This is a genomic window from Aquimarina penaris (assembly GCF_040786285.1).
GTDB lineage: Bacteria > Bacteroidota > Bacteroidia > Flavobacteriales > Flavobacteriaceae > Aquimarina.
In genome coordinates, this window is record NZ_JBFMKQ010000006.1 from 40,523 (window position 1) to 66,413 (window position 25,891).

Consider the following 25,891-nt stretch of genomic DNA (forward strand, 5'->3'; position numbering starts at 1 on the left):
AATTTAACAATACCAAATTCTTTATATGGAAACAGCTGTTACTAAAACAGGTACAGAGGATAAAACCTGGGGAGGTGGTAACGAGCCACTTAAGGTGAGTTATGGTAAGATGATGATGTGGTTTTTCATCGTTTCAGATGCACTAACATTTTCAGGCTTTCTTGCTGCATATGGTTTTTCAAGATTTAAATTTATTGATTCATGGCCAATCGCCGATCAAGTATTTAATCACTTTCCATTTTTACATGGTGTAGATGCACCGATGTATTATGTGGCATTAATGACGTTTATATTGATATTTTCTTCTGTAACGATGGTACTTGCCGTTGATGCCGGTCATCATATGAAACAGAAAAAAGTAATCTTGTATATGTTCTGGACCATAATTGGTGGTGCGATTTTTGTCGGATCTCAAGCATGGGAATGGAAAAATTTCATCAAAGGAGAATATGGTGCTGTTGAGACTAAAGCAGGACAAATATTACAGTTTGTTGACAACGAAGGGCATAGGGTAGGGTTGAAAGAGCTAGCTCTTGTAGATCCTCACGGTGATAGAGTTCAACACGAAGAGAAAAATGGGATTTGGTATGAAAAAGAAGCTACACTTCCTACATATACAATAGAGGAAATAAGAGCAGGTTTTGCTAAACGTAATGATGTCGTGATAAGGACTCAGATACTTACAGAAGAAGGAGAGAAAACTGTTTTGTCGAGAGAAGAGTCTCTAAAAAGATTAAATACAGATGCTATAGGTATAGTTGAAGGAGCAAATCTAGTACATAACGAATACGGCACACCATTGTTCGCAAACTTCTTTTTCTTTATTACTGGCTTTCACGGTTTTCACGTATTATCCGGCGTAATTATTAATATCATCATCTTTATCAATGTGATTTTAGGTACATATGAGAGAAGAAAGAATTATGAGATGGTAGAGAAAGTTGGTTTATACTGGCACTTTGTAGATTTGGTTTGGGTATTTGTATTTACATTCTTTTACCTGGTTTAATAAAAAAAATAAAGAGTTATATAATAATATGGCACACGATACAGCACATCACGAATCGAATATTGGTAGAATCTGGAAAGTATTTTTTATCCTTTCGGTTATTACTATAGTAGAAGTAATTTTAGGTATTATTAAACCTGCATTCTTAGTTGAAACAACTTTGATTAGCATGAAGTTGCTGAACTGGATTTTTATCATCCTTACCATATGGAAAGCGTATTACATTACATGGGCATTCATGCATATGGAAGGAGAAACCAAGGGTTTAAGAAGATCTGTCGTTTGGACTGCTATTTTTCTTATCTGTTATTTGATTTTTATACTTCTTACAGAAGGAGATTATATATACGAAGTGTTTAAAGGAGGGTACAAGGCATGGGACTTTTAATCCTTTAAATCATTAAGTTAAAAGCATTGTAAAAAGACGGTTTTTTAAACCGTCTTTTTCTATTTTTGTACGCAGTTTATCCTGCCTTAAGGTTATTTATTAAAAGACAAAGTTAATTTGTAAATGAAAAAATTTATCGTTTTAGGTGTCTTGTTTGTTTTGCCATTAGTAGCATATTTGTTTTTCGCTTCGGGGGTTCATAATTTTGCTAAACTTCCCGTTTTAAATGATACAGTAGGAGATTTAAAAAATTTTGAAAGTCATACCAAAGAACAAATTGAATTTAAAGATAAGATAACTGTACTTGGGTTTTTAGGTAAGGATATCTATAATAAACAAGGAAACGCATTTAACCTAAATCAAAAGATCTATAAAAAAAACCATGGATTTCAGGATTTTCAATTTGTTATGGTACTGCCTTATGGTAGCGAAAAAGCTACGAAAGAACTTTTAGATGAATTAGATAATATAGCTGATGTTTCTGGTTGGAAATTCCTTTTTGGCACGAAGGAGAGTATAGAAACATTATTTAACAGCCTTAAAGCTCCACATCAATTAGATGATAACCTTGCTACCCATTATGTATATATAATAGATAAAAAAGGGAGTTTAAGAGGTAGAGATGGAACACTAAAAGAAGATGAATCCAAAGTGTATGGATATGATGCAAGCTCTGTAGCAGATTTAGCAAATGTAATGACTGATGATATCAAAGTGATTCTTGCAGAATATCGACTAGCTCTGAAAAAATATAAAGCAGATCGTAAAGACAAATAAACAATAATGAAATCGAGGTTTTTAGGACAATAAGTAGTCTATATTTTTAAACATCAAATATTACATGAGACCTCTAAAACATTAAAAGGACTAATGAAAAAATATTCATACGTAGGCATATCGTTTATCACATTAATTTTTGGGATTATCTTTATTCCAAGGATAGTAAATCGAATAAAAAATACTTCTGTAGTTAAAAATGACAGGATGAGTGCTAATAATCCTGTTGCTAATGAAAAGCTTTCATACGTTAAGATAAATGGAGAACCAAAAAAGGTGCCCGAATTTGCATTTCTTAACCAAGACAGTATTCTAATCACTAATCATGACTATAAAGGTAAAGTCTATGTAGCCGAGTTTTTCTTTACAAGCTGTCCTACCATATGCCCAAAAATGACTAAAAATTTGGTGTATCTGCAAAATCAGTTAATGGATGATAAAGATTTTGGAGTAGCTTCATTTACCATAAACCCCAAAATGGATACTCCAACCAGGCTTAAAAAATATGCTGATAATTATAAAGTTAACGACCCAGATTGGCACTTTTTAACCGGTGATAGAGAGGCTATGTATGATTTAGCTAATGCAGGTTTTAATATCTATGCTGCAGAGAATCCGGAAGTTCCCGGTGGATTTGAGCACAATGGTTATTTTGCACTTATCGATCAAGAAGGATATATTAGATCACGATACGATGCATCAGGGAACCCTATCATTTATTATAGAGGTACTATAGGTGTTGATGAAAAAATAGACGATGGTGGAGAAAAAGAACAAATAACTATTTTGTTAGAAGACATAAAAAAACTTTTAAATAAGGATGAATAATATATCGGCAGTAGAAAAAAAGTATAATAAATGGATTGTTATCTTATCGATAGTCATCCCTCTTGCGGTGGCTGCTTTATTTGGAGTTAACCTAAGAAGATTGGGATTTGATGTCCAACCTCTTACGTTCTTACCGCCAATCTATGCCTCAATAAATGGTTTGACTGCCGTTATTTTAATCGCTGCGCTATGGGCCATAAAAAGCAAAAAAATAGGATTGCATGAGAGGCTAATGAAAACTGCAATTCTATGCTCTATACTTTTTTTGATAATGTATGTGGCTTATCATATTACTAGTGATTCTACTAAATTTGGAGGAGAAGGTATGATACGATATGTGTATTATTTTATTTTGATTACACATATTGTATTATCTGTAGTGGTTATTCCTTTTGTATTGATCACTTATGTACGAGCTTTAGCAAAGCGATTTGATAAACATCGTAAGATTGCCAGAATTACATTCCCAATTTGGCTGTATGTGGCTGTAAGCGGAGTGATTGTGTATTTGATGATTTCGCCTTATTATATCTAAAAGAATGCTATACTAAGCTTATCGAAGTAGTTATGAAAACCAAAATACTATATATATCGATATTATTACTGTTGTTCTCTATACCAACAGAGGCACAATGTGCTATGTGTAGAGCTGTTTTAGAAAGTGAAGAAGGTCAGGAGATAGCAAAAGGAATTAATAATGGAATTATTTATCTAATGATTATACCATATATCCTAATAGGTGCTGTGGGGTATTTTATCTACAAGAATAAGAGAAAACCCACAAACCCTAAAGGGTAGTGAATTAAGTTTGATATAAACTTTTAACATTTTCATAACAACTTGGCCTGTAACAAAAATGATGTCATGTTAGTCTTATGTAACAAGACTGCACTAGCCAATCAAAAAGTCTTCAAGGGAAAAACTAGAGGATCGATCTAAAATTTTGTTAAAAAGGCAGTGGTGAGTCATTAATTAATTCGGGTGTGTTTTGCACCTTCCGTATCTTAATCAAGTGTTATGATTGAAATTAAAGACTTACATAAATCTTACCAGATGGGTAGTAATTCTCTTCATGTACTCAAAGGAATAGATTTTAATGTTGAAGAAGGAGAATTGGTAGCTATAATGGGGTCATCAGGTTCTGGAAAATCGACATTGCTTAATATTTTGGGAATGCTAGATGAGGCTGATAGCGGTAGTTATTTCTTAGATAATGTACCTATCAAAGGTTTAAATGAAACCAAAGCGGCACAGTATCGCAATAAATTTCTGGGTTTTGTTTTTCAGTCATTTAATCTAATTAATTATAAGACTGCTCTAGAAAATGTTGCGTTGCCCTTATATTATCAACGAAAAAAGCGAAAAGAACGAACTGAGAAAGCGATGAATTATCTTGGTAAAGTTGGTTTAGCCGATTGGGCAACACATTTACCTAGCGAACTTTCTGGAGGGCAAAAACAACGTGTTGCTATTGCCAGAGCACTAGCAGCTGATCCTAAAGTATTACTTGCCGATGAGCCTACAGGGGCATTAGATAGTACAACATCTTATGAAGTTATGGATATCATCCAGGGTATCAATGATGAAGGAAAAACTATACTAGTAGTAACGCATGAACCTGATATTGCTAATATGTGTAAGCGTATTGTACATCTCAAGGATGGTGTTATCGTAGAAGATAAGAAAGTAGAACAGGTAAGAGCATCCCAATATGTTTGATAGAGATAGGTGGCAGGAAATATTTGAAGCAATAGGAAAAAACAAGTTGCGAACTTTCCTTTCGGGGTTTACAGTAGCTTTAGGAATCCTTATTTTCACTGTGTTATTGGGGATGGGGAATGGGTTGCTTAATAGTTTTTTGAGCAGTTTTGTTGATGATGCCCAAAATATTATTTTTATTAGTTCGGGAAATACTTCTAAAGCATACAAGGGTTTTCAGGAGAATAGGAAAATTCAATTCAAGAATGAAGATTTTGAGTTTATCAAAAGCAATTATATTGGTAAAGTAGAATTTGCTACGCCAAGAGTGTATCGAAACAGCCAGGCAAAATATAAAAAAGAATCGGGTAGCTATAATATAAGAGCAGTTAACCAAGACCATCAGTATCTCGAAAAGACAATAATGATGAAAGGTCGATACATTAATGAAACCGATGTAAATGAGCGTACCAAGAATATCGTGATCGGAAGATTAGTGGAAAAAGACCTTTTTAAGAATGAAAGTGCCTTAGGTAAAATGCTGGACGTAGATGGTATCCCATACAAAGTTGTTGGTGTTTTTCAAGACAGTGGGGGGGATAATGAAGAACGAATCATCTATATTCCTTTTACAACAGTCCAATTACTTTTTGGTAATAACGATCATATCAATCAGATTAACCTGTCATACAACATGGCAATGAGTTCTGAGCAGGCAATAGCATTTGCCGATCAAATAAAAGAAGATTTTAAAGAAAAATTTAAGGTTGCTCCAGATGATCAAAGCGCAATTAGGGTTCGAAGTTTTGCAGAGGATATTAAAGAAACTATGGTTATTCTTGGAGGGATTTATCTTGTGATTTTTATTGTCGGTATTGGTACCTTGATTTCGGGAGTTATAGGTATTGGTAATATTATGACGTTTAGTATTAAAGAAAGAACGAAAGAGTTAGGGATTCGAAAAGCGTTGGGAGCATCACCTAAATCAATTATAGCGATGGTATTGCAAGAATCGGTTTTAATAACTTCTGTAGCGGGGTATGTCGGTTTACTTTTAGGGATTTTCGCACTTAAATTAATAGGTAATAATTTAGAAGAGTTTTTTATCCTCAATCCTAAGGTAGATACTGGTGTAATCATGGTCGCAACAATCACTCTAATTTTAGCTGGTCTATTGGCAGGGTACATACCTGCAAGAAGGGCCGCCCGAATAAAACCTATTATTGCATTAAGAGATGAATAATTAAAATCAAGTTGGTATGAAGTTTATATTCGAAAAAGATACTTGGCAAGAAATATATGGTGCAATTCGTAAGAATAAGATCAGAACGGTAATTACGGTTATTGGAGTTACATGGGGAGTATTCTTGTTTGTCATTCTTTTAGGAATGGCCAAAGGACTTGATAATAGCTTCCGAAGCCAGTTTAATGATTTTGCTACCAATACGATGTTTGTCTGGGGACAACAAACCAGTATACCTAATGGAGGGTTTAAACGAGGACGAAGAATGCAACTCACCCTTGATGATGTGGCAGCGTTAGAATCTCAGGTTAGTGATATAGAATATATTACTCCGCGTAACGTTACCGGTCAATGGGGAACACCGCCAGGACAGTTTGTGAGAGGATCTAAATCAGGAGCTTTTAAAGTGTTTGGAGATTATCCAACTATAGACAAAGTCTCGAAGAAAAAGATATTTGATGGTGGTCGGTTTATTAATGAAGAAGATATTAAGTATGAACGTAAGGTCTGCGTAATAGGGGAGGATATTTATAAACAATTTTATGATGAAGGGGAAGAGGCTATTGGAGATTTTGTGAGGATTAACGGAATTTACTTTAAGGTTATCGGGGTGTATAAACCAACACAAACAGGATTTGAAGGGGACGACTCTGTTTTTCTGCCATTTACCACATTTCAGACCATTTTTAATCAAGGAAAAGATATATCATGGATGGTGGTTACTGCAAAACAAGACAAAAATATTGTGGATACAGAAGCCACTATAAAAACAATGCTTAAGAGAATGCATAATGTACATCCAGATGATACACAGGCTTTTGGTAGTTTCAATTTAGGAAAAGAGGTGGCTAAGGTTAACGGATTCCTCTCTGGGATGCGATTGATCACCTATATCGTGGGTATTGCAACGCTAATAGCAGGAGTGATTGCTATTGGTAATGTACTTCTAATAACAGTAAAAGAACGTACTAGAGAAATAGGAGTAAGAAGAGCTCTTGGAGCTACACCCGCAGAAGTAAGAGGGCAGATCATGTTAGAGTCTATTTTACTTACGTTCCTTGCAGGACTTATAGGTTTTGTTTTCGGAACCCTGGTGCTTTGGGGCATCAATACTGCTATAGGAAACAATGACGATATACCAATATTAAATCCTTCTGTAGATTTCTTTGCAGTGGTTGGAGCATTATTATCTATTGTATTGTTGGGAACAATAATAGGTTTGATTCCTGCACAAAAAGCAGTAAGTATTAAACCAATCGAAGCATTAAGAGAAGAATAAAATAATAAATCAGAATAATCATCTATAATCAGTCAAATGAAAAAGTTTTTTAAAATTTTATTAATCGTAGTTTTTGTAGCCTTACTTGGTTTTTCGGGTAAATATCTAATAGATTCTAATAGTAAATCACCAATAGTATTTACTACCGAAAAAGCTTTTAAAACCTCTATCGAAGAAAAAACAGTAGCTACAGGGAAAGTGGTGCCAGAAGATGAAGTAGAAATCAAGCCACAGGTCTCGGGTATTATAGAAAAGATATATGTAAAAGAAGGAGCGCCAATAAAAACAGGAGATTTAATAGCTAAGGTAAAAGTCGTTCCTAATGAGCAATCATTAAATAGCGCAAGAGGGCGAGTTAAAAATGCAGACATAAGCCTGGCTAATGCCAAACAAGATTATGATCGTAATAAAGCGCTGTTTGATAAAGGGGTAATATCTACTCAAGATTTTCAGAATGTGCAATTACGTTTTGATCAGGCAAAGCAAGAAGTAAATAATGCAAGAAATGACCTTCAGATTATTCGTCAAGGATCTACAGGAGGAGCACAAGCGATTACAAATGTTAGAGCTTCTGTTGCTGGAACCGTTTTGGAGATTCCGGTAGAAGAAGGTGATCAGGTGATTCAGAGTAATAACTTTAATGATGGAACCACCGTAGCGACAATAGCAGATCTGGGTAAGATGATTTTTGAAGGAAAGGTAGATGAAGCCGAGGTAAACAAGCTTAAAATAGATATGCCGCTTAAGGTGAGTTTAGGTGCGATTAGAGATAAAGAATTTGATGCTAAGTTAAAGTTTATTGCACCCAAAGGGAGTGAAGAGCAAGGAGCCGTTCAATTTAAAATAGAAGGAGAAGTTTTTCTTGATAAATCATACTTTATAAGAGCAGGGTATAGCGCCAATGCTTCCATTGTACTGGATACTAAAAATGATGTTCTTGCCATTAAAGAAGCCTTGTTACAATTTGATAGAGAAACCGAAAAACCATTCGTAGAAGTGCAGACAGGGGATCAGGAATTTGAGCGAAGAGATATCAAAATAGGACTTTCTGATGGAATTAATGTTGAAATACTATCTGGAGTGACTAAGGAAGATGATATTAAAGTTTGGAACAAAACAGAACCTGTAAAGAAAGAAGAAGGCGAAGAGGGACAGGGCTAGAATAACATCTAAATTGTTAAAAGAATACACCAATTAAAGAAGCTGATTTTAAAAAAAACATCTGTAACAACATCAGCCAATTATATACAAATAGACATTATGAGAATTAGAATTTCAATTTTGTTTTTTACTCTTTTTGGAGTGTTGACATCTCAAGCACAAGAAAAGAAATGGACATTACGAGAATGTGTTGAATATGCTTTAGAGAATAATATAACCATAAAACAGTCGGCCCTAGAGGTTGAGAATGCCGATATTAATAAGGTAGATGCCTTTGGTAATTTTTTACCCACCTTAAACGCTTCTGCTTCTAATTTTTGGAATTCCGGACTGGTAACTAACCCGATTACAAATACGAATGAAACAGAAACATTTAGATCTTCTAATTATGGAGTCAGTATAGGGATTACTTTATTTAATGGGTTAAGAAATTTAAAAACATTTCAGAGAGCGAAATTAAACCAATTGTTAAGTCAATATAATTTAGGGAAATCTAAAGATGATATTGCACTTTTTGTGGCGAATAGTTATTTACAGGTACTGCTAAATAAAGAATCGCTAAAAGTAATCGAAAAACAACATGAAATTACTTTAGAGCAGTTAAAACGGACTAAAGATCTTGTTGATGCCGGTGTTTTGCCACAAGGAGACCTCTTAGAGATTGAAGCGACTTCGGCAGATGAATTGACCCGTATTGTACAAGCTGAAAATGCTGTGCAAATTGCTAGAATAGGCCTTGCGCAAACTCTCTTAATAAAAGACTATGAGAGTTTTGATATTGCAGAACAAGAGTATCTGGTTCCGGGATCAGAATTGTTAGAAAAACCTATAAATCAAGTTATTACAAGTGCCCGAGAATCCAGGTATGAGGTGCAAATAGCAGAACAAAATAAGTTGATTGCAGAAAAGAATCTAGAGATTGCTAGAGGAGCTTACTATCCTACGCTTAATGGTTCATTTGGATATAGTACACGAGAATCTGGAGTAAGCCCAACACCTTTTATAGAGCAATTGTATACCAATGATGGTACTTCGTATGGGGTATCTCTTTCGGTTCCCATCTTTAATGGGTTTTCTGCCAGAAATGATGTGAAAAGAAACAAAGTAAGTGTTGAACGAACTGAGTTTCAATTAGAACAAGCGCAATTAGACTTAGATAGTAATGTGTATCAGGCCTATCTTGATGCAAAAGGCTCCGCAGAAGCTTATGAAGCGTCTTTAGTATCAGTAAAAGCACAAGAAAGAGCGTATGAGTATGCAAAAGACCGTTACGATGTTGGTTTAACCAATGCGTTTGATTTTAGCCAATCTAAATTTAGATTAGAGAATGCGCAAAGCCAAGAGGTGCAAAATAAATTTGACTATATTTTTAAGTTAAAAGTGTTAGAACTTTATTTTGGAATAAAGATCGCGGATATAAAATTATAGCTACAGCGCTATATTTGTTTCATGTAGCTGTCATTTCGGAAATAGAAAAAGAATCCAAAAAAATAGTTTGTCTATTTAGTTATCTTTGCCAAAATTTTACAAAGATGGGATATATTCTATGCATTGAAACTTCTACCACTAATTGTTCTGTTTCATTAGCAAAAGATGATGAAATCATTGCATTTGAAGAGGATTATGATACGAAGTATTCTCATGCAGAGAGATTGCATAATTTCATAGATAAAGTAATTAAGAAGGGAGGAGTGTCTTTTAAAGACCTCTCGGCAATATCTGTAAGTATGGGTCCAGGATCATATACTGGGTTAAGAATTGGGGTTTCTGCAGCTAAGGGTTTGTGTTATGCCTTAGATATTCCGCTAATATCAATACCAACATTACATTCATTATCAATGCAGGTAGCACTAGAAGATGATAGCGTTATTGTGCCCATGATTGATGCGCGACGAATGGAAGTTTACTCGGCTATTTTTTCTAGTTCTTATAAAGAAATAAGAGAGACTAAGGCCGAAATTTTAACTGAAGAGTCTTTTTTAAGTTATCTGCAAAGAGGTAAAGTTTACTTCATTGGTAATGGGGTAGAGAAGTTTTCTTCGATTTGCAAAAACAATAATGCCGTTTTTATTCAAAATAAATTGCCATCTGCAAATGAGATGGCAAGATTAAGTTATAGTAAGTTTTTAGCAAAAGATTTTGAGGACGTTAGTTATTTTGAACCCTATTACTTAAAAGACTTCGTGACGGGCTAGTTCCTGAATATTTTAGAGCATTATACTTAGCAACAAGTCGTATTAGATCCTCTTCCTTTTTAAGGCGAATTTTTTCCTTTTTGATGTATTGTTTTAATTCTTCTTCTTTGTCTGAAAATGCAAGTAAGACATCTTTTTTGTTCAGTGGTACTTCCAGAAGTATTCCATCCTCTTCAATATAATATGTTGTTAAAACTTTAATTTTTCCCGTGACAGCACTACCAGTCATAGGGTCCATCTCTTGAGGTTCTGTTATTTTAAGATCATATTTCTTATAAACCCTATAGGAGTCATTCATTTCTACAAGAACGTAGTAACCTTTTATTCTACGACCATGTTGGCTCTGAAAATCACAGTAATAGTAGTAATCATTATCAATCCTGGCATATGTTGTAGGTGTTTTGATTACTTCATGTAATTTTCCTCCAACGGTATGCTCTAGAGCATCTGTATAGATGTTGTATTTAAGTCTAGTGTCATATGTGCCAGATTTTTCATCAATTACATTGGCTTTTTGGTATTCTTTATTCATATATACAGATCCAACATACTTTTCCAATTCAGATATTGCTTCCGAAGGTTCTATTGGTTGTGAAAATTGCGCATATAATAAGGGTGTAGCTAAAAAAAACAGATTTTGTAGTAATTTTCTCATAGTATATGATTTTAATATCTCTAATATACTAAAAATATTCGACAAAATGCAAAAAAACAGGTTTTTGTGCGTTATTTTTTTAAAATACAGCAAAATAGGCATGAAAATTAGTAAAGTAATTTGACACGTGTTATCTTTTTAAGAAAGGTATAGTGTAATAGTGTTGTGTTGGTAAAGAATATTTTTTGTTTATATAGGTACTTGGTGATTTTTGACATAAAAAAAGCCACCTACAAGAGGTGGCAATATTATGTATGTTTCCTAAATATTTTTTAAATAAAAGAAGAAATTGAAAAGTATCTAATTACGTCTGCTCAGATTACTTAGAAGGCTTTGAGAAGGACTGGAATCAGTACTTTTTAAAGCATTATACCTAGCTACTAATCGAATTAAATCCTCTTCTTTCCTTAAACGAATTTTTTCTTTCTTTAAATATTCTTTTAACTCATTTTCTTTATCACTAAAGATAGCTAACATGTCCTTCTTGTTCATTGGTAACTCCATTATCTTACCTTCTTCTTCTACATAATATGTAGTTATCATCTTTAGTACACCTGGTTCGGCTATCTGTGTTAATGTATTTTTTGAGGGCTCTTTAATATCAAGTGTAAATCTTTTATAGATTCTATACTTATCATTTAGCTCTACCAAAACATAATATCCTTCCCTTTTAAGACCTCTTGTGGTTTTAAATTCACAGAAGTAAAAATAATCACCATCAATTCGAGCATGAATAGTTGTACTCTTGAGTATTTCGAAGAGTTTTGATCCTTGATTATACTCTAAGGCATCTGTAAAGATGTTATACTTAAGTTTAGCATCAAAAGCTCCAGCTTTTTCATCTATAACACTTGATTCTTTATATCTTGCTTTCATATATAAAGTACCATCGTATTCATCAAATGTCGAAACTCTCTGGGAAGATTTTAATAAACTCCTTGGTAATTGTGCAAGTAATGTAGACGAAATTATTAAAAAAAATAAAAGTAGTATTTTCTTCATGTTACATAGATTTAGGTGAGGTAAATTTAAAAAAAACGCTAGTTTAAACACAATTATTTAGATTTTTGGCGATATTTTTACGAATTTTTTAATATTATGACAGGTAAAGTTGAATTTTTAAGGGTAAAAAGCAAATTTTAACAGAAAATCCACATAATTTAATTATGGTTTAACCGTAAATTTTGTAAGATTTGTATTACGAAAACGTTGTAATTGAATGTTTTTTGAGTTTTTTATCATCATTCATCGGTTGTTTTTAACACTTTATTTTTGCATAAGTTGATTTTTTGGTAAGGTATTTGGTAATAATACAGGTAGGAAAAAGAGTACATATTTAATGTTCATGATAGGATCCCTTCGATATCTAATCCTATTGCATCGAGATCTACACTAATCTACTCTACAAGGATCAACTTTTTGTATTGTTTGATACCTGTTTGTAGACGAAATTTACCCCTAAAAAATCATTCTAAGAATTTAATGGCATCCTTTGTGTCTTCTACAGGATATTTACAAGAGTTATTTACGCAGACATAAATCAAAGTCTTACGTTCAGCAAATCTGTTTTTTAATAGTACTCTTTCAGAATCTGATAAACTTACGGCTAGTAACTTATTCGGGATATAAGTTTTGTTCAGTTCTTGTACTTTATTTTTAGATTCGATACCGGTGATAGCTACTTCATAAAAATCAAACGAAAAATTAAGCATTTGATCAAGCCAATTAGAATATCCCGATGCATATGATTGAATTTGTGGCTTCATGTTATGTAACATCTGCCTACTTATTTCTTTATAGTGCTTCATATCATAATAATGGGATAACATAAATAAATTCTTGGCCATAATAGAATTAGATGCAGGAATTACATTATCACTAGACTCTATTGTACGGGTGATGAGCTTTGGATCTTTGTCTGATGTGAAGTAGAATATACTTTTTTCTTTATTAAAGAAATGTGCTAAGGTGTATTCTGTAAGTTGTTTTGAAATATCAATCCATTCTGGATCGAAGGTATTTTGATATAGGGTAATAAATGCTTCTATAAGTGTAGCATAGTCTTCTAAATATCCATTTACACTACTTTTTCCATTTTTATAATTATGTAATACGGAGTTGTCGGGTTGTAGCTGGTTTTTTTTAATGAAGGTGGCGTTTTTTATCGCAGCATCTAAAAATTCTTTTTCCCCAAAAACTCTATATGCATCCAGGTATCCTTTGAGCATCAATGCATTCCATGATGTTAAAGTTTTATCATCTAATCTGGGTCTGGAGCGTTTTTCTCGGTACTGGTGCAAAAGTTTTTTCCATTGCTGGACTTTTTCTTTAAGCTGTTGATAGCTAATGTTGTTTTCTTCACAAAATAATTGATCAACATCCTTTCGTATTAATACATAATTCTCTTTTTCCCAGAAACCGTATGAATTGATGTTATAATATTTAGAAAATAGTTCGTAGTCATTTTCCAGGATGGCTTTTAATTCCTTTTTAGTCCAGACATAAAAAGCACCTTCTTCTAACTCATCCTCTAGAGTTTTACTATCAGCATCTAGAGAAGAGTAAAAAGCACCTTCGCTATTTGTTAGTTCTCTTGATACAAAATCGAGAGTTTCGTATACCACATCCTTAAACCATGTATCTTTGGTGATTAAATAGGCATCAGAATATAAACTTACTAGCTGCGCGTTATCATATAGCATCTTTTCGAAATGTGGTACATGCCATTTTCCATCTGTAGAATATCTCGAAAATCCACCCCCGATATGATCGTATACACCTCCAAAAGAAATTTTTGTTAACGTATTTATTACATAATTCATTAGCTCCTTATCTTTGGTCTGATGCGCATATCGAAGAAGGAATTGATAATTGTTAGGCATCATAAATTTTGGAACCCGTTTAGTGCCTCCTTGTTTATGATCAAAATTGGCACTCCAGTCTTTTACAGCTGAAGCAATAAAATCTTTACTAAAATTTTGCTCTTCGGTATTGGTTTCAATAATGTCGATAGCTTTGATCCCTTGTTCTAACTTTTCGGCATACTCTAAAAGCTTTTCCGGTTGTTTATCATATAGATTTGTAATCTGCTTTAGTGCATCAATCCAATTTCCCTTTTGGAAATATGTGCCTCCCCAAACGGGCCTTCCATCTGGTAAGGCGATCACATTAAGAGGCCAACCACCACTTCCGGTCATTAATTGCACGGCGTTCATATATACCTGATCTATATCTGGTCGTTCTTCACGATCTACTTTGATGTTGATATAATTGGCATTCATTATTTCTGCAACTTGTAGATCTTCAAAACTTTCATGTTCCATTACATGGCACCAATGACAGGCAGCATATCCGATACTAATGATAATCAATTTATTTTCTTTTTTGGCTGCATCTAATGCCTTTTCTCCCCAAGGTTTCCAATCTACAGGATTATGGGCATGTTGAAGTAAGTAAGGGCTTGTTTCCTGGGCTAAATCGTTGGTATAAGCGTGTTTCATGGATTGTTGATTTTGACTTGTACAAGAGACAGTTATAATTAGTATATAGAAAAACCAGTACTTCATGATTGTCTTTTTGATGAGGTCTAAAATATAAAAAGCATCCTGAATATTTTCAGAATGCTCTTAAATAAAAAAATGTAAAATTCTTATTTTACTTCAAAAGATACTTTAAGGCTTACTCTATATTCGGCAACCTCATTATCTTTTACTATAACTTTTTGATCAGAGACCCAAGCAGATTTGATGCCTTTTACGGTTTTTCCAGCTTGCTTTATTCCGCTTTTAGCTGCATCGTCCCAACCTTTGTCAGAGCTTGCTATTATTTCAATAGTTTTAATAATTGCCATTTTAATGATTTTTTAGTTAATATTTTAAAAGAATCTCTAAGATACGGCTTACTTTGTACTTTTTGAAATAAAAGAAGGTATTATTTTAACAGTTTTTTCGATGTAATTCGCTCTTTTTCGGCGAACTACCCATTTAATGCTTCGACATATTCAACTTTATCTTTTAGCATCTCTTTTAACATGTTTTCGATACCATTTTTTAGTGTAAAAGTAGAAGATGGGCATCCACTGCATGCTCCTTGTAAAATAACTTTTACACCTTTACTTTCTGGATCATATGAATCAAATAATATATTTCCCCCATCACTTGCAACGGCAGGTTTTATATATTCTTCAATGATATTGATAATATCTTTTGAAACATCATCAAGTTTTTCGAAGTCTACATCTGCTTGTTTTTCTACCTCTTTTTTAGATATAGCGGCATTAGCGGATAAAACTTCTTTACCTTGCTCTAGATAGTTTCGTAAAAACTCTCTGATTTCTATAGTGATGTCATTCCAATCGGCCATATCGTACTTGATGATCGAAATATAATTTTCGGCTATGTATACTTCTTTTACAAATGGGAAATGAAATAATTCTTGTGCCAAAGGAGCTTCTTTAGCTTCGTCTATATTTTTAAACTCATGTCCAGTGGTTACTAATTTTTTATTGGCTACAAATTTTAGTGCTGCAGGATTGGGAGTGCTTTCTGCATATATTGTAATAGGAACCTTTTTATTAGTTTCAGCTTCAGTAATCACAGTTTGGCCACTATTGAGGTAGTTTTTAATCTGTTCGGCTACCTCTTCCTGTACATCCGACCATTCTACAATATCATATTTATCAATAGCTACAAAATTTTGAGCTATAAATACTCTTTTAACAAAAGGTAAATAAAACAATTGTTGTGCTAAAGGAGAATTTTTTGCCTGATCAATATTCTCAAATTCGTAACTAGTATGTTGCGTTAAGAAGTAATTGGCTTCAAATTTAATAATGCCCGGATTGGATGTAGCCTCTATTTTTATTTCAAAATTCTTTTCCATGCGCTAATTTTTTGCAAATTTACTAAAAAGGAATTCGATATCATCAAGGTATTTGTTCTACTAACACTTTTTAACTATTATTACATAAATCGTAGCGAAATCCCTGTTTCTAACAAAAATTTATATCTTTGAATCTAACATAATTAGATAAGGTTTTTTATAAATAAATAGTGAAGCCCCACAATATAAGCTGTTTTTAATAGTTTAGATTAAATTCACAAATTCTATTTAGCCCCGTAAATAATAGAACCCAAATGAACTTAAAAACGTTTTATGTAGTAGTATTGGTGTTACTTTCGCGATCTGTTTTTTCGCAAGAAGGAATCCCCGTATATGCAGATTATCTATCAGATAACCTTTATTTGGTTCATCCAGCTATGGCTGGTGCAGCAAATGCTAATAAAATTAGGTTAACCGCCAGAAAACAATGGTTTGATGTTGATAATGCTCCTAGTACCCAATCCGCTAATATCAATTTTAGAGTAGGGGATAAGACCGGATTAGGAGGTATTATATTTAAAGATGAGAATGGGAGGTTTTCTCAAACAGGGGTTTATATAACAGCAGCATATCATCTTTTATTTTCTAGAGATAGAACTGATTTAAATATGTTATCTTTTGGAGTTAGTGGAGGATTTATTCAATCTAATGTCGATTTAGTTGGATTATTTGATATTGCCGATCCTGATCCTGTAATTCTAGATAGAGTACAAAAAGATTCTTATTATAATGTAGACGTTGGGTTATCGTATAATTTTTTAGAATGGTATGCCCATTTTACGGTTAAAAATCTTTTACCTACTACACGAGATATTTTTAATAATAATACACCTATTCAAGAATCAAATAACCAGCGTAGATATATACTTTCTGTTGGCCACCTTTTTGGTATTGGTGCTACTCCATGGAGTGTAGAACCATCTGTTTTATACCAAGTGACTGATGAAACGCAGGAGAGTAGTTTTGATGCGAATCTAAAAGTATATAGAGATCTTAGCGAGGTGGCTACAGTATGGGGAGGATTATCATACAGACGTAATCTGGATGGTGCAGAGTTTTCTGAAGATGGAGTTTCTGTGCAAAGTCAGAATTTGCAATACTTTACCCCATTTTTAGGGGTTAATTATAAAAAATGGATGGTGGGATATACCTATAGTTATCAAGCCAACTCTGTTGTTCTAAATAATGGAGGTTTTCATCAAATAACATTAGGGTATGATTTCGGAAAACGTAAAGAACGTTGGAACTGTAAATGTCCTGCTGTTAATTCTAAATAAAACTTTTTGGTAATGTTTATTAGCCACGTGCCTTATCCACACCTTTTTTCCAAGCCCCGACGATTTCTGTAATATCTCTAGTTAGTATACTTTCATTCACTGTAAATTTTACTATTCCCTTTTCGTTGGCTCGACCTAACCAGATGCTGTACTCATTGTATAGAAATATAGCAAGTTCCTTTAGATCTATTCCTTTGGTTACTTTCAGATTGTAAATATTCGTTCCATTCTTTAGAGGTTTGATAGTAACGCCATCAATGTTATTTAATTCTGAAATTAGGTGGTTAGCAGATTGGATGACCTTTTTCCACCGCGCTTCGATACCTTTTAAATAATGAGATGCCATAGATGTATTATTCCAGTTTTGAAACACAGTTCCTCCATAAATCTTTATTTGATGCGAAATTTGATCAATGAGCTTTGCTTTGCCACAAAGTATGGCTCCGCCAGTGGCGTTTAGGTATTTATAAAGAGAGATATATACAGTATCAAAGTAAGACGCGTATTCTAAAAGTGAGACATCGGTATATGCGGATGCTAAATGTATACGAGCCCCATCCAAATGCATCTTATATCCATTCTCCTTACAATACTTTGATACTTCTTTTATGGTTTCAATCGGTACTGCTGTTCCATCTGCACGTCTTACCGGGTTTTCAATTACAACAGTACCTAAACCACTTTTAAATACTTCATTTTTATTAGCATAGTTAATAGCTTCTTCTAGATCATTAAGCTCAAAATATGATTTAGTTTTTCCTATGGGTATTAGTCTTTTATTATGAACGCTTTGTGCTGCGTCTGCTTCATCCCTATATACATGTGAGTTTTCGGGTACGATTACTTTTGTGTTATTTCCATTAAGTAATTTAATCGCTAATTGATTTGCCATAGTACCTGTGGGAAGATAAATAGCTTTTTCTTTACCCGTTATTTTGGCAAATTCAAGTTCTAGCAATTTTGTTTCTCCTCCATTACCATAAAAATCAGGTTCAATGGGCTTTTGTTTATTAATTTCGTTCAGTTTTTCTATATATTCCTCAGGTGAAAATGCCAAACCATCATAAATAAAGTTAACAGAGGTTGTACTTTTTTCTGGTTGAACTTCTAAAAAAGGCATTGCATTTACTCCTAGTGTCGGAAGCAAAAATGGAACCGTTGAAAAACCAAATTTTTTAAGAAAATCTCTTCTATTAGGATCTTGTTTTTGTTTGTTCATCTTTTGTAATTAACAAAATACTTATAAATATAATGCAGATTTTTTATAGTAGACACTTGTTGTGTCGAGATATTAAAAATGCCCGCAAAGTATGCAAGCATTTTTAATGTATGGATATGAATTATCTATTTTACCGAAGTACCTTCAAACTGTATCCTTGAATCTTTGATAGGAACAAGTATAGATAATTCATAAACATTTTTATACCCGTATCCATACAGGTTTATAAATGTTGGAATATTTAATGCAAGAGGCATTTTCTTGGATGCAAAGTGAATAGGATCTCCATCAATATTATTATTACAATAAATCAAGATTCTTGTGTCTTTTGATGGAATCTTTTTAGCAAGCTTCCCTTCTGTAAAATCCGAAAAGTTGATGTGCATGGCTCCTTTTAGATGTTTTTGTTTATACGCTGCTTCAGAACGAGTATCTAATATTATGGTATTCTCTTCAGCCATATACTCTAAAAATGTATCTAGAGGAACTAATCTTTCTTGTCTATAGTCTAAAATTTCTTCAGATATTTTTAGAAAAGAATCGTAATCAACTTTTGATTTAGGAAGCTTCTTCTTATGTTGAGACTGCATTGATATGGGTATAAGAATTAATATAATTATTTTGAAAATATTTTTCATGATGGTATCTGTTTAAGGTTATTCTTCCCAGCTGAAAGATTTTTTTCTTCCCTGCTTTTTTATAGCATTAAGTAATGCTGCTTCTAGATTAGTTTCTTCTTTTTTACGATTGTTTTTGATGTAGGTTACACGCTTTTTATTTAACTCCTGGATTTTTTGCTGAATCTCTTTACGCTCCTTACTTTTTTTGGTGATATGCTGTTTTAAGTCTGCTTTAGATTTTTTTCTAAGTTCTTGAGGGAGTTGTTCTTCAGCAATTTCTTCTAACTCGAAGTTTTCATCTTCTGCGGCATCAATCAAATCCCAGCTTTTGTTTTTGTAAAAACCTGAACTTTTACTTACTGTTCGGCTTACACCATTGGCAGTACTATAAGATTCGGCATTTCTGTCCTGTTCTTTTTGTAATTTTCTTTTCGCAGAACCTTCGTGACCATAATAGATATAAGTGTCATTTAATTTATGATTGAGTTGAAGAATGATATCATCATAAGGTGTGGCAATGTGTACGGTTTGACGGTTGTGATCTATGGCAGTGTATTCTCCATGAGTAATATCTGCTCCGTCTTTCCACATCGTATCTATCCCTTGTCTATAATTACCGCAAAAAATGGTATTGATCGTAATATCTTTTTCTAACGCATCTGTTGCAGCGTCTTTGTAGTTAAGAGGTCCTTGAGTAAAGGGTTCATTACCTGCAATAAAAATTAGCTTTAGATGATCGTCATTTTTTTTCCAATCTAATTGGTTAATAGAAGTGTTTATGACTTTTCCGCAATATTCATTTCCTCCATTGGTGGTAAGGGCAAAAAGCTCTTTAGAGATCTCATCTAAGTCCTCTGAAAATGGTAATACTTGCCTAATAAAACCTTCTTTAGAAGAAAGGCCATCATTGCCATATTCATACAAGGCTATCTGTAGTTCAATGGTGTTATGCCCACACTTGGCATAGGAAAGCTCATTCACAATTTCCCAAAGTTGCGCTTTGGCCTGGTCGATTAGACCATCCATACTATTACTAGTATCTAATAACAATGCCACCTGAATGTTGCGAGTATTAGGATCGGTTTTGGTGGTACGAATTTCGTGATGTTGTTCTTTTTGAAATGCAAGTTGATTATTTTGTTTTGTATTGGCTGTACACGAAATATGTGTAAACAAACATAAAGCACTCCATATAAAAATAGTTTTCATAATTTTTTCCTTTTAAATTCGAGATAAAACTAGATGGAACTTTTTTGCCTAAAAATCTAAAATGAGGGAATGGTGACTTTTAATTAGTGAACGGGTCTATTTAATTAGTGTGCTTTTCATTTTCTCTCTAAAAACCACTGTAAAACCTGTTAATGAGGAGATCATGATTTTATTATCCCGGTTAAATGGAGTAAGTTTATCATTATTAAATTAATATATGATGAAGAAGATAGGGTTGATACTCGTGTTTTTTTGGCTGTTACCTATGCTGGTTTCGGGTCAGGAGGCTTCCAGGCGTGCAGCTCCAATGAGTATCAAGGGGTCTGTTAAAGAAAAAAGTACAAGAAAACCTATTAAAGGTGTAGAAGTAACTGTTGCCGGAAAAGGAACAGTAACCACAGATGTATTTGGTGATTTCAAAATTGAAGCCCATGTGGGAGATGAACTTATAATCACTGATGATAGTTTTACAACGGTTCGATATACGATCAAAGACGGGCAGAAAATAGATGTTTTAGTTGAAGATAACCCAAATGAATCTAGATTAAGCAAGGCTGCAGAACAAAAGAGAGAATCCAGATATGATGAAAATCTAAAAGCCGCAAAAAATAATCTAAAAAAAGATGCAGCGACCAGTATTGAGTATATTACTAATGCTTTAGAAACAGTACGCGATGATGACCCCTCTGCAAATGCTAAAAAAGGGGAGTTGTTCGAAGCCTTGGCAGATATTTATCAATATTGGAAACAACCTGATCTTGCAGAAAGTAACTATTTGATTAGCCTTACTAATAAATATAGTACAGATGTTAAAATAAAACTAGGAAGCTCACAGCTTGAAAACAAAAATTACCAAGCTGCACTAAATACGTTTAACCAGTTACAAAAATCCAGACTAAATGCAGATCAACGAATTCTGATTCATGAGGGATTAGGGGATAGTTACAAAGGATTGCAAAATTACTCTAGTGCCGTTAAGAATTATAATAAAGCGTTATCTATTAGTCAAAGAAAAGGTGAGGATAACATGGTTATATCATTAAACTCTAAACTTGCCGAGGTATTGCAACAACAGGGTAACGATGCTGGAGCAGAACAATATTTGGATAATTCGGTACAATTGGCGAGCAGACGTAAAGATAAAAAGACAGCCGCTAAGCAAAGAAGTGTGGCTGCTGATTTTTATAATAAGAATAGTAGTTACGAAAAAGAAATTCAATTAAGAAAAGAAGCCTTAGAAGATATAGAGGAGTTTGAAGAGACAGATGATGAAGCTCCATTAAATGAGGACAAATCTCTAACGCCGCAGGTGCAGAATTATAAGATTGCCAGTGCTTTTGCTGCTCAACAGGAATATGATGAAGCTATTACGTATTTAGAAGAAAGTAAAAAGGAAGCTAAATCGAAAAACGATCTTATTGTTCAAAAAGATGCTGCCAGAAAATTGGGTGAAGTATATCGAGAAAAAGGGGAGTTAAAAAAGGCGTCTGAAGCTTTTGAAGAGTACGAAGTAATTATTGATAAATTATACATCCAAAAGGATCAGGAAATATCCCAAGCCGCTCGTTTTAGTCGAGAATTAACTCAGAGGGCTAATCGAATAACCACACTAGAAAAAGATAGAGAGCTTAATGAGGCGAGATACGAACTTGCATTTGCTTCTCAAGAATTGGCTAATCAACAAAGTATAAGACAGCAAATAGTGATATATTTCTTAGTGGGACTTACCATTTTATTACTTCTTGCGGCCTATCTCATGTTTCGTAATATGAAACAACAGCGATATGCTAATAATCTTTTAGCATTAAAATCATTGCGTTCTCAAATGAACCCTCATTTTATTTTTAATGCATTAAACTCTGTAAATACATTTATAGCTACAAATGATGAAAGAACTGCAAATCGATACTTAACCGATTTTTCTTTGCTGATGAGGGCAGTTTTAGAAAATAGTGAACAAGATTTTATTCCCTTAGAGAAAGAGATAGAACTACTTAGGTTATATGTGCAGTTAGAGCATTTCAGGTTCCAGGATAAATTTGACTATACTATTGATGTTGACCCAGAAATAGATGTTAACGAATACATGATACCTCCAATGTTACTTCAACCTTATGTCGAAAATGCAGTTTGGCATGGATTACGATATAAATCTGAAAAAGGGAAGCTGTCTATACATTTTCGTAATGTTACATCAGATACAATTGAAATTACTATTGTTGATGATGGTATTGGGCGTAAGAAATCCAAAGAACTTAAAACTCAAAATCAGAAATTACAAAAATCAAAAGGGATGGGTAATATCAAGAAGAGAATTGCAATCCTTAATAAAATGTATAAGGATAAAGTAGATGTTTTTATAACCGATTTAGAAGAGAGTTCCGAAGGAACTAAAGTAAAGCTAACCCTTAATAAAGATGCATGAATTTAACTTCTATTATAGTAGACGACGAAGCAAATAGCAGGGCTATTCTAAGAAATTATCTAACCAAATATTGTCCTTCGGTTACCATTTTGGGCGAGGCAGCAAGTGTACAGGAAACTTTGGTTTTATTAGAATCTCATACTCCGGATTTGTTATTTCTTGATGTAGAAATGCCTTACGGAAACGCATTTGATTTGTTAGAACAAGTTCCTGAGCGAACATTCGAGATTGTTTTTGTTACGGCTTATGATCATTATGCGGTAGATGCTCTCAATGCACAAGCCACATATTATCTATTAAAACCTATTGCAATTGATAACCTTATTAAAGCAGTAGATCATGTTAGTCATATTAAACAGCGTGAAAAAGAGCTTCAGGATACCGTTTTAGTGCCTAAAGTAACTTCTGCTGAAGGTAAAATCACAATACCACAACAAGATGGTTTTGAAGTACTACGAATTTCGGATATTTTGTACTGTGAAGCAGATGATAACTATACTAAGATCTATCTTGAAAAAGGACAGAAATTGGTAAGTAAAACATTAAAATATTTTGAAGAATCTCTAAGCATTCACGGATTTGTAAGGACACATAAAAGTTATTTGGTCAATGTAAATGAAATTACAAGATACAGAAAAGGAAAGGGCGGGAGCATCGTACTTTCTTCGGGTAAAGAATTATCGGTTTCTTCTTCTAAAAAAGGAACGCTCCTGGATTATTTCAAGTAATTTTATTAAAAATCTAAGGAACTTACTGTATGTGCAACTGTATTTGATCTTAACATACTTTTTAGTGTATGTACATCACCGTTGGTGTATAAGTTGTGAGTTCCCGTCTTAGAACTAGAGTTTAACAAGTGGTTTGCATCTAATATAACTCTAGTCTGTCTGGCTACAGCCTCACCAGAGTCTATAATAGTAACTTTATCAGAAAGTATTTTTCTAAGAATGGGAATAAGATAGGGATAATGACTACAACCTAAAACCAGATAATCAATATCTTTTTCAATCATAGGTTTAATGTATGAAGTAAGTAATGTGTGCATTTCTGGACTATCAATTTTCCCTTCTTCGATAAGTTCTACCAGCCCGGTTCCGATTACTTCAATGACTTCAATATTATTAGTGTATACATCTGAGGTTTTAGCAAATAATTCACTAGATAGGGTTCCTTTGGTGGCAAGAACACCTACTTTTTTCGTCTTAGTATGCAGAGCTGCAGGTTTTATAGCTGGTTCTATCCCTATAAAAGGTATGTCATAAGTAGATCGAAGCACTTTTATGGCATTCGTCGTAGCTGTATTGCAGGCAACAACAATAATTTTGCAATTAAGTTCAAGAAGTTTTTCTGTGTTTTTAATGCTTAATGCTATGATGTCATCTTTACTCCTTTTTCCATAAGGAGCATTTTTGCTATCTGCTAAATAAATGGTATTTTCATTAGGTAATGCTACAGAAATTTCTTTCCATATGGAAGTACCTCCAATTCCAGAATCAAATATGCCTATTGCTTGATGTTGCATGATAACAATTTCAAAAATAAAAAAAACAGTAAGAATTATCTCTTACTGTTTTTTTTATTTTTTGTTTAGAGTAGAAGTATTAAATCCCTAAATCTTTCTTTACGTCAGCCATAAGGTCTTTACCATCGGCCATAATTACACCAGTTCCTGTAGTAGAATCTAGTACATATTCAAATTTTTGTGCTCTTGCAACCTTTTGAATAGAAGTACGTGCTTTTTCGTAAATAGGTTTCATTAGCTCAATTTCTTTTTTCTGAAGATCCTGAAGCGCATTTTGTCTGTAATCTGTAATGCTTTTTTCTGTTGCCTGAACCTCTTGCGCTCTTTTGGCATTTTCTTCTTCGGTTTTAGTAGGAGCTTCGGCCTGGTATTTTTTCATTGTAGTTTGCAGTTCTAATACCATATTTCTAATCTCTGCATCATACGTTTTGTTTAGCTTTTCGATCTCGCTTTTAGCAGCTTTAAAAGCAGGCATTGATTCTACAAGTTCTTGTGAAGCGATGTGTGCTACTTTTGATTGCGCATTTACAAAGCCTGATGTTCCTATAGTAAGTGCAAAAGCTACTAGTAATGTTCTAAATTGTTTCATTTGTAAGTAATATTAATAGGTGTTATAAATTTAAAAATTGATATTCTAATTATTATTTTCTTCGCTTCCGTTATCAGAGTCTGACGGATTTTCTCCTTCTTTTAATTTTTCTCGTTGAGCTTTTAGAGCATTAATAGAATCTTTTTTTCTTTTTTGTAATTCTAATAATTTTGCTCTTCTCGCTTCGAAATCTTTTTTCTTAGCTTCGCGAATAGAATCTCTCTCTGCTTTTCTCTGCTCCAGGAGTGCTTCTCTTTCAGATAGTCTTTCCTTGGCTACTCTATCTCTATCGCTAACTTCTTTTTCTTGTTCAACATTTCTTTTTTCAGCTCTTTCTAATGATTTTTTGTCTTTTTTGCTGTTTAATTGTTTTCTTTTAGAAACCCTATTTATTCGCAGCAATACCTGATCACTAATATCATGACGATCGGCAGAATACAACATAACAAGATCTGCTGTTTTATCAAAAACAAAATCATATTTTTTGTTTTTTGCAATTTCTTGAACTGCTACAAAAACTTGATCCTGTACCGGTTGAACTAATCGTTTTTTTTGGATAAATAAATCTCCGTTAGGTCCAAATCGTTTCTGTTGATATTCTAATATTTCTTTTTCTTTAAAAAAGATATCTTCTTCTCTTTCTTCAATAAGTTCTTTGGTAAGCAAAACTCTTTCATTGTTAAGCTCTTTTCGCATTTCTTCAACATCTTTTAACTCTGCTTCAATTTCTACTTTCCACTTCTGAATTTTGGTTTCAAGTTCAGAAGATGCTTCATTGTATTCTGGAACGTTTTCCAAGATATAATCCATATCGATATAACCTATCCTTATACCTTTTTGTGCATGTATTACATTCGTAAAGAATAGCCAACTTATTGTTGCAACTAATAAAAGACCCTTTGTTTTCATAATTTTG

The 25,891-nt window shown here is 33.5% G+C and carries 26 protein-coding genes; 15 read left to right on the forward strand and 11 right to left on the reverse strand.

Going from position 1 to position 25,891, the window contains the following annotated elements; all coding sequences use genetic code 11:
- Positions 1-25 precede the first annotated feature (25 nt).
- From ABW637_RS21230 to tsaB, 12 genes are all read left to right on the forward strand, one after another.
- Positions 26-1,009 (forward strand): cytochrome c oxidase subunit 3, encoded by a 984-nt coding sequence (locus ABW637_RS21230; RefSeq protein ID WP_367586746.1) that lies wholly within the window; start codon positions 26-28, stop codon positions 1,007-1,009.
- Between the two features lie 28 nt (positions 1,010-1,037).
- On the forward strand, positions 1,038-1,397 hold the full coding sequence (locus tag ABW637_RS21235; protein WP_367586747.1) for a cytochrome C oxidase subunit IV family protein: 360 nt from the start codon (positions 1,038-1,040) through the stop codon (positions 1,395-1,397).
- Between the two features lie 123 nt (positions 1,398-1,520).
- Positions 1,521-2,174, forward strand: a complete 654-nt coding sequence (locus ABW637_RS21240) for a hypothetical protein (protein ID WP_367586748.1) — start codon at positions 1,521-1,523, stop codon at positions 2,172-2,174.
- A gap of 93 nt (positions 2,175-2,267) precedes the next feature.
- Positions 2,268-3,002 (forward strand): SCO family protein, encoded by a 735-nt coding sequence (locus ABW637_RS21245; protein ID WP_367586749.1) that lies wholly within the window; start codon positions 2,268-2,270, stop codon positions 3,000-3,002.
- The gene (locus ABW637_RS21250; protein WP_367586750.1) at positions 2,995-3,537 is read left to right on the forward strand and encodes a DUF420 domain-containing protein; all 543 of its coding nucleotides are present in this window, start codon (positions 2,995-2,997) and stop codon (positions 3,535-3,537) included. Before ABW637_RS21245 ends, ABW637_RS21250 begins: the two co-directional genes overlap by 8 nt.
- 32 nt (positions 3,538-3,569) lie before the next feature.
- Positions 3,570-3,800: a CAMCR motif-containing small membrane protein gene (locus ABW637_RS21255; protein WP_367586751.1), complete on the forward strand. Its 231-nt coding sequence runs from the start codon at positions 3,570-3,572 to the stop codon at positions 3,798-3,800.
- A gap of 219 nt (positions 3,801-4,019) precedes the next feature.
- On the forward strand, positions 4,020-4,721 hold the full coding sequence (locus ABW637_RS21260; RefSeq protein ID WP_367586752.1) for an ABC transporter ATP-binding protein: 702 nt from the start codon (positions 4,020-4,022) through the stop codon (positions 4,719-4,721).
- Entirely contained in the window at positions 4,714-5,943 is a 1,230-nt protein-coding gene (locus ABW637_RS21265; RefSeq protein ID WP_367586753.1) for an ABC transporter permease, read from the forward strand. Before ABW637_RS21260 ends, ABW637_RS21265 begins: the two co-directional genes overlap by 8 nt.
- A 16-nt stretch (positions 5,944-5,959) precedes the next feature.
- A complete protein-coding gene (locus ABW637_RS21270) occupies positions 5,960-7,222 on the forward strand; it encodes an ABC transporter permease (RefSeq protein ID WP_367586754.1) in 1,263 nt (420 codons plus the stop codon).
- Between the two features lie 36 nt (positions 7,223-7,258).
- Positions 7,259-8,383: an efflux RND transporter periplasmic adaptor subunit gene (locus tag ABW637_RS21275; protein ID WP_367586755.1), complete on the forward strand. Its 1,125-nt coding sequence runs from the start codon at positions 7,259-7,261 to the stop codon at positions 8,381-8,383.
- Between the two features lie 99 nt (positions 8,384-8,482).
- Positions 8,483-9,811: a TolC family protein gene (locus ABW637_RS21280; protein WP_367586756.1), complete on the forward strand. Its 1,329-nt coding sequence runs from the start codon at positions 8,483-8,485 to the stop codon at positions 9,809-9,811.
- 104 nt (positions 9,812-9,915) lie between these two features.
- Entirely contained in the window at positions 9,916-10,578 is a 663-nt protein-coding gene (gene tsaB / locus ABW637_RS21285) for a tRNA (adenosine(37)-N6)-threonylcarbamoyltransferase complex dimerization subunit type 1 TsaB (protein ID WP_367586757.1), read from the forward strand.
- Here tsaB and ABW637_RS21290 read toward each other — a convergent pair.
- From ABW637_RS21290 to ABW637_RS21310, 5 genes are all read right to left on the reverse strand, one after another.
- A complete protein-coding gene (locus ABW637_RS21290; protein ID WP_367586758.1) occupies positions 10,532-11,233 on the reverse strand; it encodes a hypothetical protein in 702 nt (233 codons plus the stop codon). The genes tsaB and ABW637_RS21290 overlap by 47 nt on opposite strands.
- A gap of 300 nt (positions 11,234-11,533) precedes the next feature.
- Positions 11,534-12,235 (reverse strand): hypothetical protein, encoded by a 702-nt coding sequence (locus ABW637_RS21295; protein ID WP_367586759.1) that lies wholly within the window; start codon positions 12,233-12,235, stop codon positions 11,534-11,536.
- A 464-nt stretch (positions 12,236-12,699) separates the two neighbouring features.
- Positions 12,700-14,733, reverse strand: a complete 2,034-nt coding sequence (locus tag ABW637_RS21300; protein ID WP_367586760.1) for a thioredoxin domain-containing protein — start codon at positions 14,731-14,733, stop codon at positions 12,700-12,702.
- A gap of 149 nt (positions 14,734-14,882) precedes the next feature.
- On the reverse strand, positions 14,883-15,083 hold the full coding sequence (locus ABW637_RS21305; protein ID WP_367586761.1) for a dodecin family protein: 201 nt from the start codon (positions 15,081-15,083) through the stop codon (positions 14,883-14,885).
- 125 nt (positions 15,084-15,208) lie between these two features.
- Positions 15,209-16,114 (reverse strand): NifU family protein, encoded by a 906-nt coding sequence (locus ABW637_RS21310; RefSeq protein ID WP_367586762.1) that lies wholly within the window; start codon positions 16,112-16,114, stop codon positions 15,209-15,211.
- A gap of 254 nt (positions 16,115-16,368) precedes the next feature.
- Here ABW637_RS21310 and ABW637_RS21315 point away from each other — a divergent pair, with 254 nt between their 5' ends.
- Entirely contained in the window at positions 16,369-17,391 is a 1,023-nt protein-coding gene (locus ABW637_RS21315; RefSeq protein WP_367586763.1) for a PorP/SprF family type IX secretion system membrane protein, read from the forward strand.
- Between the two features lie 19 nt (positions 17,392-17,410).
- Here the strand turns inward: ABW637_RS21315 and ABW637_RS21320 are convergent, their stop codons facing one another.
- From ABW637_RS21320 to ABW637_RS21330, 3 genes are all read right to left on the reverse strand, one after another.
- The gene (locus ABW637_RS21320) at positions 17,411-18,610 is read right to left on the reverse strand and encodes a threonine aldolase family protein (protein WP_367586764.1); all 1,200 of its coding nucleotides are present in this window, start codon (positions 18,608-18,610) and stop codon (positions 17,411-17,413) included.
- 125 nt (positions 18,611-18,735) lie between these two features.
- A complete protein-coding gene (locus ABW637_RS21325; protein WP_367586765.1) occupies positions 18,736-19,248 on the reverse strand; it encodes a rhodanese-like domain-containing protein in 513 nt (170 codons plus the stop codon).
- 18 nt (positions 19,249-19,266) lie between these two features.
- Positions 19,267-20,439 (reverse strand): vWA domain-containing protein, encoded by a 1,173-nt coding sequence (locus ABW637_RS21330; RefSeq protein WP_367586766.1) that lies wholly within the window; start codon positions 20,437-20,439, stop codon positions 19,267-19,269.
- A gap of 217 nt (positions 20,440-20,656) precedes the next feature.
- Between ABW637_RS21330 and ABW637_RS21335 the strand changes: the two genes are divergently transcribed.
- Positions 20,657-22,864, forward strand: coding sequence for a tetratricopeptide repeat-containing sensor histidine kinase (locus ABW637_RS21335; protein WP_367586767.1), 2,208 nt, complete (start codon positions 20,657-20,659; stop codon positions 22,862-22,864).
- Complete coding sequence (locus tag ABW637_RS21340; RefSeq protein WP_367586768.1) at positions 22,861-23,592, forward strand: LytR/AlgR family response regulator transcription factor; 732 nt, start codon at positions 22,861-22,863, stop codon at positions 23,590-23,592. Before ABW637_RS21335 ends, ABW637_RS21340 begins: the two co-directional genes overlap by 4 nt.
- A 5-nt stretch (positions 23,593-23,597) precedes the next feature.
- On the opposite strand, the gene murI is transcribed toward ABW637_RS21340, so the two are convergent.
- From murI to ABW637_RS21355, 3 genes are all read right to left on the reverse strand, one after another.
- Positions 23,598-24,386, reverse strand: coding sequence for a glutamate racemase (gene murI, locus ABW637_RS21345; protein WP_367586769.1), 789 nt, complete (start codon positions 24,384-24,386; stop codon positions 23,598-23,600).
- Positions 24,387-24,465: 79 nt separating this feature from the next.
- The gene (locus ABW637_RS21350; protein ID WP_367586770.1) at positions 24,466-24,975 is read right to left on the reverse strand and encodes an OmpH/Skp family outer membrane protein; all 510 of its coding nucleotides are present in this window, start codon (positions 24,973-24,975) and stop codon (positions 24,466-24,468) included.
- Positions 24,976-25,020: 45 nt separating this feature from the next.
- Positions 25,021-25,884, reverse strand: coding sequence for an OmpH/Skp family outer membrane protein (locus tag ABW637_RS21355; protein WP_367586771.1), 864 nt, complete (start codon positions 25,882-25,884; stop codon positions 25,021-25,023).
- Between the last annotated feature and the right edge of the window lie 7 nt (positions 25,885-25,891).

Coding starts and splice junctions, on each gene's coding strand:
- ABW637_RS21245 (WP_367586749.1), top strand. CDS start 2,268: ATGAAAAAATATTCATACGTAGGCATATCGTTTATCACATTAATTTTT.
- ABW637_RS21235 (WP_367586747.1), top strand. CDS start 1,038: ATGGCACACGATACAGCACATCACGAATCGAATATTGGTAGAATCTGG.
- ABW637_RS21350 (WP_367586770.1), bottom strand. CDS start 24,975: ATGAAACAATTTAGAACATTACTAGTAGCTTTTGCACTTACTATAGGA.
- ABW637_RS21240 (WP_367586748.1), top strand. CDS start 1,521: ATGAAAAAATTTATCGTTTTAGGTGTCTTGTTTGTTTTGCCATTAGTA.
- ABW637_RS21325 (WP_367586765.1), bottom strand. CDS start 19,248: ATGAAAAATATTTTCAAAATAATTATATTAATTCTTATACCCATATCA.
- ABW637_RS21320 (WP_367586764.1), bottom strand. CDS start 18,610: ATGAACAAACAAAAACAAGATCCTAATAGAAGAGATTTTCTTAAAAAA.
- ABW637_RS21275 (WP_367586755.1), top strand. CDS start 7,259: ATGAAAAAGTTTTTTAAAATTTTATTAATCGTAGTTTTTGTAGCCTTA.
- tsaB (WP_367586757.1), top strand. CDS start 9,916: ATGGGATATATTCTATGCATTGAAACTTCTACCACTAATTGTTCTGTT.
- ABW637_RS21260 (WP_367586752.1), top strand. CDS start 4,020: ATGATTGAAATTAAAGACTTACATAAATCTTACCAGATGGGTAGTAAT.
- ABW637_RS21310 (WP_367586762.1), bottom strand. CDS start 16,114: ATGGAAAAGAATTTTGAAATAAAAATAGAGGCTACATCCAATCCGGGC.
- ABW637_RS21280 (WP_367586756.1), top strand. CDS start 8,483: ATGAGAATTAGAATTTCAATTTTGTTTTTTACTCTTTTTGGAGTGTTG.
- ABW637_RS21230 (WP_367586746.1), top strand. CDS start 26: ATGGAAACAGCTGTTACTAAAACAGGTACAGAGGATAAAACCTGGGGA.
- ABW637_RS21340 (WP_367586768.1), top strand. CDS start 22,861: ATGAATTTAACTTCTATTATAGTAGACGACGAAGCAAATAGCAGGGCT.
- ABW637_RS21335 (WP_367586767.1), top strand. CDS start 20,657: ATGATGAAGAAGATAGGGTTGATACTCGTGTTTTTTTGGCTGTTACCT.
- ABW637_RS21290 (WP_367586758.1), bottom strand. CDS start 11,233: ATGAGAAAATTACTACAAAATCTGTTTTTTTTAGCTACACCCTTATTA.
- ABW637_RS21295 (WP_367586759.1), bottom strand. CDS start 12,235: ATGAAGAAAATACTACTTTTATTTTTTTTAATAATTTCGTCTACATTA.
- ABW637_RS21330 (WP_367586766.1), bottom strand. CDS start 20,439: ATGAAAACTATTTTTATATGGAGTGCTTTATGTTTGTTTACACATATT.
- ABW637_RS21265 (WP_367586753.1), top strand. CDS start 4,714: ATGTTTGATAGAGATAGGTGGCAGGAAATATTTGAAGCAATAGGAAAA.
- ABW637_RS21305 (WP_367586761.1), bottom strand. CDS start 15,083: ATGGCAATTATTAAAACTATTGAAATAATAGCAAGCTCTGACAAAGGT.
- ABW637_RS21300 (WP_367586760.1), bottom strand. CDS start 14,733: ATGAAACACGCTTATACCAACGATTTAGCCCAGGAAACAAGCCCTTAC.
- ABW637_RS21315 (WP_367586763.1), top strand. CDS start 16,369: ATGAACTTAAAAACGTTTTATGTAGTAGTATTGGTGTTACTTTCGCGA.
- ABW637_RS21255 (WP_367586751.1), top strand. CDS start 3,570: ATGAAAACCAAAATACTATATATATCGATATTATTACTGTTGTTCTCT.
- ABW637_RS21270 (WP_367586754.1), top strand. CDS start 5,960: ATGAAGTTTATATTCGAAAAAGATACTTGGCAAGAAATATATGGTGCA.
- murI (WP_367586769.1), bottom strand. CDS start 24,386: ATGCAACATCAAGCAATAGGCATATTTGATTCTGGAATTGGAGGTACT.
- ABW637_RS21250 (WP_367586750.1), top strand. CDS start 2,995: ATGAATAATATATCGGCAGTAGAAAAAAAGTATAATAAATGGATTGTT.
- ABW637_RS21355 (WP_367586771.1), bottom strand. CDS start 25,884: ATGAAAACAAAGGGTCTTTTATTAGTTGCAACAATAAGTTGGCTATTC.